Annotated in this window: 1 protein-coding gene; it reads left to right on the forward strand. The window is 62.4% G+C overall.

Features of this window, described 5'->3' with window-relative positions:
• Positions 1–4: 4 nt before the first annotated feature.
• Positions 5–1,698 (forward strand): sulfoacetaldehyde acetyltransferase (xsc, locus tag G0Q00_RS00010; protein ID WP_163035371.1); only part of this gene is annotated, 1,694 nt, incomplete at its 3' end.

Genomic DNA, 1,698 nt, shown 5'->3' on the forward strand with positions numbered 1-1,698 from the left:
CACAATGAAGATGACCACGGAAGAAGCGTTCGTAAAAGTGCTTCAGATGCATGGGATTGAGCATGCGTTTGGTATTATCGGGTCGGCGATGATGCCGATTTCGGACATTTTCCCGGATGCGGGCATCACCTTCTGGGACTGCGCGCATGAAGGGTCGGGCGGCATGATGGCCGACGGCTACACCCGTGCGACCGGCAAGATGTCGATGATGATCGCGCAGAACGGCCCGGGCATCACCAACTTCGTGACCGCCGTCAAAACCGCCTACTGGAACCACACCCCGCTGCTCTTGGTGACCCCGCAGGCCGCCAACAAGACCATCGGTCAGGGTGGCTTCCAGGAAATGGAACAGATGCGCATGTTCGCCGACTGCGTTTGCTATCAGGAAGAAGTGCGCGACCCGTCGCGTGTTGCCGAAGTTCTGAGCCGCGTGATCATGAACGCCAAGCGCTCCTCGGCGCCTGCGCAGCTGAACATCCCGCGTGACATGTTCACCCAGATCGTCGACATCGACCTGCCGGCGATTGTTGAGTTTGAACGCCCCGCGGGCGGTGCAGAGGCCGTGGCCGAAGCCGCCAAGCTGATCTCGGACGCCAAGAACCCGGTGATCCTGAACGGCGCGGGCGTGGTTCTGTCGAAAGGCGGCATCGAAGCCTCGAAAGCGCTGGCCGAACGTCTGGACGCACCGGTTTGCGTTGGCTACCAGCACAACGACGCCTTCCCCGGCTCGCACCCACTGTTTGCAGGGCCTCTGGGCTATAACGGCTCGAAAGCCGGTATGGAGCTGATCAAGGAAGCAGACGTTGTTCTGTGCCTCGGCACCCGCCTGAACCCGTTCTCGACCCTGCCCGGCTATGGCATGGAATACTGGCCTGCAGACGCCAAGATCATCCAGGTCGACATCAACCCGGACCGCATTGGCCTGACCAAGAAAGTATCGGTTGGCATCATCGGTGACGCGGCCAAAGTGGCCGAAGGCATCCTGGCACAGCTGTCGGACACCGCCGGTGACGCAGGCCGCGACGAACGCAAAGCCCGCATCGCGCAGAAGAAATCCGCCTGGGCCCAGCAGCTGACCGAAATGACCCACGAGGACGACGATCCGGGCACCACCTGGAACGAACGTGCGCGCGCAGACAAGCCCGACTGGATGAGCCCCCGCATGGCATGGCGCGCGATCCAGCAGGCGCTGCCGAAAGAGGCGATCATCTCGTCCGATATCGGCAACAACTGCGCGATCGGTAACGCCTACCCGTCGTTCGAGGATGGCCGCAAGTACCTGGCCCCCGGCCTGTTTGGCCCCTGTGGCTATGGTCTGCCGGCTGTTGTTGGCGCCAAGATCGGCTGCCCGGACGTGCCGGTTGTAGGCTTCTCGGGCGACGGCGCTTTTGGCATCGCCGTGACCGAGCTGACCGCCATCGGCCGCGAGGAATGGCCCGCCGTGACCCAAGTGGTCTTCCGCAACTACCAGTGGGGTGCGGAAAAGCGGAACTCGACCCTGTGGTTTGACGACAACTTCGTCGGCACCGAGCTGGACCAGCAAGTGTCCTACGCCGGCATCGCCAACGCCTGTGGCCTGAAAGGCGTCGTCGCCCGCACCATGGACGAGTTGACCGATGCGCTGAACCAGGCCGTGGAAGACCAGAAGAACGGCATCACCACCCTGATCGAAGCCATGATCAACCAGGAACTGGGCGA

The sequence above is a fragment of the Aliiroseovarius sp. PrR006 genome (assembly GCF_010500215.1).
Taxonomy (GTDB): Bacteria; Pseudomonadota; Alphaproteobacteria; order Rhodobacterales; family Rhodobacteraceae; genus Aliiroseovarius.